The organism is Winogradskyella sp. 3972H.M.0a.05 (genome assembly GCF_040493455.1).
Taxonomy (GTDB): Bacteria; Bacteroidota; Bacteroidia; order Flavobacteriales; family Flavobacteriaceae; genus Microcosmobacter.
The window spans coordinates 1-4625 of the sequence record NZ_JANFDA010000015.1 but is presented as its reverse complement, the minus strand read 5'-3'; the positions used below and the strand labels follow the sequence as shown (position 1 = coordinate 4625).

At 35.0% G+C, this 4625-nt stretch carries 5 protein-coding genes; all 5 read left to right on the top strand.

The genetic code is table 11. From position 1 onward, the window contains the following. Positions 1–263 precede the first annotated feature (263 nt). Positions 264–2225, top strand: coding sequence for a threonine--tRNA ligase (gene thrS, locus NCE97_RS15865; protein WP_353780265.1), 1962 nt, complete (start codon positions 264–266; stop codon positions 2223–2225). 22 nt (positions 2226–2247) lie between these two features. Beyond that, complete coding sequence (infC, locus tag NCE97_RS15860) at positions 2248–2799, top strand: translation initiation factor IF-3 (protein ID WP_353780266.1); 552 nt, start codon at positions 2248–2250, stop codon at positions 2797–2799. A 55-nt stretch (positions 2800–2854) separates the two neighbouring features. Next, positions 2855–3052 (top strand): 50S ribosomal protein L35, encoded by a 198-nt coding sequence (rpmI, locus tag NCE97_RS15855; RefSeq protein ID WP_353780264.1) that lies wholly within the window; start codon positions 2855–2857, stop codon positions 3050–3052. Positions 3053–3152: 100 nt separating this feature from the next. After that, entirely contained in the window at positions 3153–3497 is a 345-nt protein-coding gene (gene rplT, locus NCE97_RS15850) for a 50S ribosomal protein L20 (protein ID WP_353780263.1), read from the top strand. Positions 3498–3799: 302 nt separating this feature from the next. Further along, on the top strand, positions 3800–4625 hold an 826-nt coding region (locus tag NCE97_RS15845; RefSeq protein WP_353780262.1), incomplete at its 3' end, for an HYR domain-containing protein.

The following is a 4625-nucleotide window of genomic DNA, read 5'->3' as shown; positions in this document are numbered from 1 at the left end:
ACATCACAACATCCCCCGCTTTCGAGGGCGCAAATATAAAACCCTTTCATAAACCGCAAAACATTTTTATAACCTTTTTTTGGAGAAAATTGCAAGCGTTTATATATCAACATATTATGACTTTATTTGATTTGTTTTTCTGAACTCTACCTACTCCTTAATATATATTAATAACATGTAAAACCATTATATAGTAATATAGTATTGGAAACATTATTTATACTATTATCTTTGCCACTTATATTTTATACATATATATAATAATGATAAAGATTACTTTACCCGATGGTTCAATTAAGGAGTATTCAAAAGGAATTACTCCAATGGATGTCGCTAAATCTATTAGTGAAGGTTTAGCACGCAATGTTATTTCTGCAAGCTTTAACGATGTAACCATTGAAACCACGACAGAATTAAATACTGATGGTAGTCTTATACTATATACATGGAGGGATAGAAAAGGCAAAGAGAGTTTTTGGCATTCTACATCTCACGTAATGGCACAAGCCTTAGAAGAGTTGTACCCAGGAATTAAATTAACTATAGGTCCAGCAATCCAAGAAAATAAAGGTAATGGGTTTTACTATGATGTAGATTTTGGAGATCAATCTATTTCTGAAAAAGACTTTAAAAGAATAGAAGACCGTATGCTTGAAATTGCTCGTGAAAAGCACGATTTCAAAATGCGTTCTATTTCTAAAGATGATGCGCTAGCACTTTATAAAAGTCAAGGCAATGAATACAAAGTAGAACTTATTGAAAATCTTGAAGATGGTACTATAACATTCTGTGACCACTCCACATTTACTGACTTGTGTCGTGGAGGGCATATTCCAAATACTGGTATCATTAAAGCTGTTAAGTTACTTTCAGTTGCTGGTGCATATTGGCGTGGTGATGAAAATAATACTCAGCTGACGAGAGTTTATGGAATCTCTTTTCCAAAGCAAAAGGAATTAAAAGAATATCTAGACCTTCTAGAAGAAGCAAAAAAGAGAGATCATAGAAAGCTTGGAAAAGAGCTTGAGCTTTTTACGTTTTCTCAAAAAGTTGGACAAGGTTTACCTCTTTGGTTACCTAAAGGTGCGGCATTAAGAGAACGCTTAGAAAATTTCTTGAAGCAAGCACAAAAGAAAGCTGGCTATGAGATGGTGGTTACACCACATATTGGTCAGAAAGAATTGTATGTTACCTCTGGACATTATGCTAAATATGGAGAAGATAGTTTTCAACCTATTAATACTCCTGCAGAAGGTGAAGAGTTCTTATTAAAACCTATGAACTGTCCTCACCACTGTGAAATTTTCAATACTAGACCTTATTCTTACAGAGAATTACCTAAGCGTTTTGCTGAATTTGGTACAGTTTATAGATATGAGCAAAGTGGAGAATTGCATGGCTTAACTAGAGTAAGAGGATTTACTCAAGATGATGCGCATATATTTTGTACTCCAGAGCAACTAGATTCTGAATTTAAAAATGTTATTGATTTAGTACTCTATGTGTTTGGATCATTAGGGTTTGAAAACTTTACAGCTCAAGTTTCTATCAGAGATCCAAAAAAACCAGAAAAGTATATTGGTGATACTAAACATTGGGAACTTGCAGAACAAGCCATAATAAGTGCTGCTACAGATAAAGGGTTAGATTTTGTGATTGAAGAAGGTGAAGCTGCTTTCTATGGACCAAAGCTAGATTTTATGGTGAAAGATGCTCTTGGTCGTCAGTGGCAGTTGGGTACAATTCAAGTGGATTATAATTTACCTGAACGATTTGAACTTACTTATAAGGGTAGTGATAACGAGCTACATACACCTGTTATGATACACCGTGCACCATTTGGAAGCATGGAACGATTCATCGCTATTTTGCTTGAACATACAGGTGGAAATTTCCCGCTTTGGCTTATGCCAGAACAAGTTATGGTATTGTCAATAAGCGAGAAATATGAAAAATACGCTGAAAAAGTTTTAAATTTGTTAGAAAATAACGAAATTCGCGCCCTTATTGACAATAGGAATGAAACGGTTGGGAAGAAAATTCGTGAAGCCGAAATGCAGAAGTTCCCATATATGATTATTGTTGGTGAGCAAGAAGAGAAAGAGCAAAAGATTAATGTAAGAAAGCATGGTGGTGAAGATCTTGGAATGATTTCTGTAGAAGAATTTTCTGAAATTATTTCCACCGAAGTAAGTAAAAGTTTAAAAACATTTAAAGAAGTATAACTAAATTTTATAAGTCATAGCAATACGTAGAAACAGAAGAAACAACAACCGACGCGTTGTAAAAGAGGATCAACACAAAATAAACTCTAAGATTAGAGCTGAAGAGGTAAGACTTGTAGGCGATAATGTAGAAATTGGAATTTATCCTATTAGAAAAGCCTTAGCCATTGCAGATGAACAAGGTCTAGATTTAGTAGAGATTTCTCCAAATGCCAACCCTCCTGTTTGTAAAGTTATGGACTATAAAAAGTTTCTTTACGAACAAAAAAAGCGCGAGAAAGCATTAAAAGCTAAAGCGACTAAGGTTGTTGTCAAAGAAATTAGGTTTGGACCTCAAACTGATGATCACGATTATCAGTTTAAGAAGAAACATGCTGAGAAGTTCTTGAAAGATGGTGCAAAGTTGAAAGCATTTGTATTCTTTAAAGGACGCTCAATTGTATTTAAAGAGCAAGGGCAAATCTTACTGTTAAGATTGGCTCAAGATCTTGAAGAGTTTGGCAAGGTAGAACAAATGCCAAAACTAGAAGGTAAGCGTATGACCATGTTCATCGCTCCAAAAAAAAGTAAATAATAAACTACTGAGTAGTTAAAAGATAATAAGCGAAACGTAATTAAACCTAGGAGAAATGCCTAAGATGAAAACTAAATCGAGTGCTAAGAAACGTTTCAAACTAACTGGCACTGGTAAGATTAAAAGAAAGCACGCTTTTAAGAGTCATATTCTGACTAAAAAATCTAAGAAGCGTAAGCTTGCGTTGACTCATGATACAGTAGTACATAAGTCTGACGAAGATAATGTTAAAACAATGCTTCGTTTGAAGTAATTGATTTTAACCGGTTAAAACAATTTATAAACCCTGGAGTTAGGCAAAAGTATTTAGCAAGTATCGATTATCGATCGCCTACTACAAAAAATTTAAAATTATGCCAAGATCAGTAAATTCAGTTGCAAAGAGAGCCAGAAGAAAAAAGGTAATCAAGCAAGCTAAAGGTTATTGGGGAAGACGTAAAAACGTTTGGACAGTAGCCAAAAATGCGGTTGACAAAGCGATGCAATATTCGTACAGAGATCGCAGAAACAAAAAGAGAACATTTAGAGCGTTATGGATTCAGCGTATTAATGCTGGAGCTAGACAACACGGAATGTCTTATTCAAAGTTTATGGGTAAACTAAAAGCTAACAATATCGAATTGAACCGTAAGGTACTTGCAGATTTAGCAATGAATAACCCAGAAGCTTTTGAAGCAATAGTAAATAAAGTAAAGTAAGGCACTTTAGCCTTAATTAATAACAAGATTTCGCTTATAAAAATCCGGTTCTTTAATAAGAGCCGGATTTTTTTGTTTGTATTAATTATACTACAATCAATTAATGTTCTGATTTTCTATTACTTACGTTTTAAAGTTTAAATAAGCGGTTAAGCGGATTTTTTTCTTCAAGTAACAATTTCACTATACTTTTATTTATTCCCTCACTGTTGACTTAATAGCATTTTATAAAATTAATCCATCCCAAAGACTACTATGGGTATATGCCTATGGTGGTTTTAATATGTTAAACCCCAAAGCATATGAGGAAGAAATGCTATATAACATTGATAATTGGATTAGTAAGTTTTTTAACTACTTTTTCCCAATCAGGTATTTATGAAAGTTATGTCATTGTAAACAGTAATGGCACAGGCAATACCTACTACGATTTACAAGCTACCACCGCAAATATAGACTTCGACGGTCACAATCTTGGGACATTCCAGATGTCCAATCCCAATAGCTTAATACTTAATGGTGCACAAAACAAAACATTCAAGTGTAATACAGACGATATTACAAATGGATTTTTGAACTATAGAATTTATCTCACTTCAGATTTAACACCTCCTGCATTTACAGGATCAGAAATATTCTTTTTAAGTAACGATGGCTCTGCTGGATGTACAGGTACTGACCAAAATCAAACCTGGGAAGCTACAGGGGCTAATATTAATGTGTTAAGTGGATTATGTGCTGGTACTTATTACTTAGAAGTATATACCACAGCGGATTTCTCCTTTACAGCTGGTGGTGGAGGTTCAGGAACACATTTTTCAAACAATGGTACATTAAACTATAAGGCAACTTTTACTGTTCAAGATGACATAGACCCGACTATTAGTTGTCCTTCAAACATGAACAACGTATCGGTCGATAGCGGACAGTGCTATGCAACGGTAAACTACAACATCACCTCTGGTGACAACTGCCCTGGTGCTTCTGTCTCACAGACGGCTGGTATCGCATCGGGTGGTCAGTTCCCTGTCGGGACGACAACAAACACATTTGTCATAACGGATGCTGCTGGTAACACGGCGACATGCTCCTTTGACATCACCGTCATAGATGACGAGGATCCAACCA

Excerpts from the sequence above, each read along its gene's own strand:
- rpmI (WP_353780264.1), top strand. The coding sequence starts at position 2,855 with ATGCCTAAGATGAAAACTAAATCGAGTGCTAAGAAACGTTTCAAACTA.
- rplT (WP_353780263.1), top strand. The coding sequence starts at position 3,153 with ATGCCAAGATCAGTAAATTCAGTTGCAAAGAGAGCCAGAAGAAAAAAG.
- thrS (WP_353780265.1), top strand. The coding sequence starts at position 264 with ATGATAAAGATTACTTTACCCGATGGTTCAATTAAGGAGTATTCAAAA.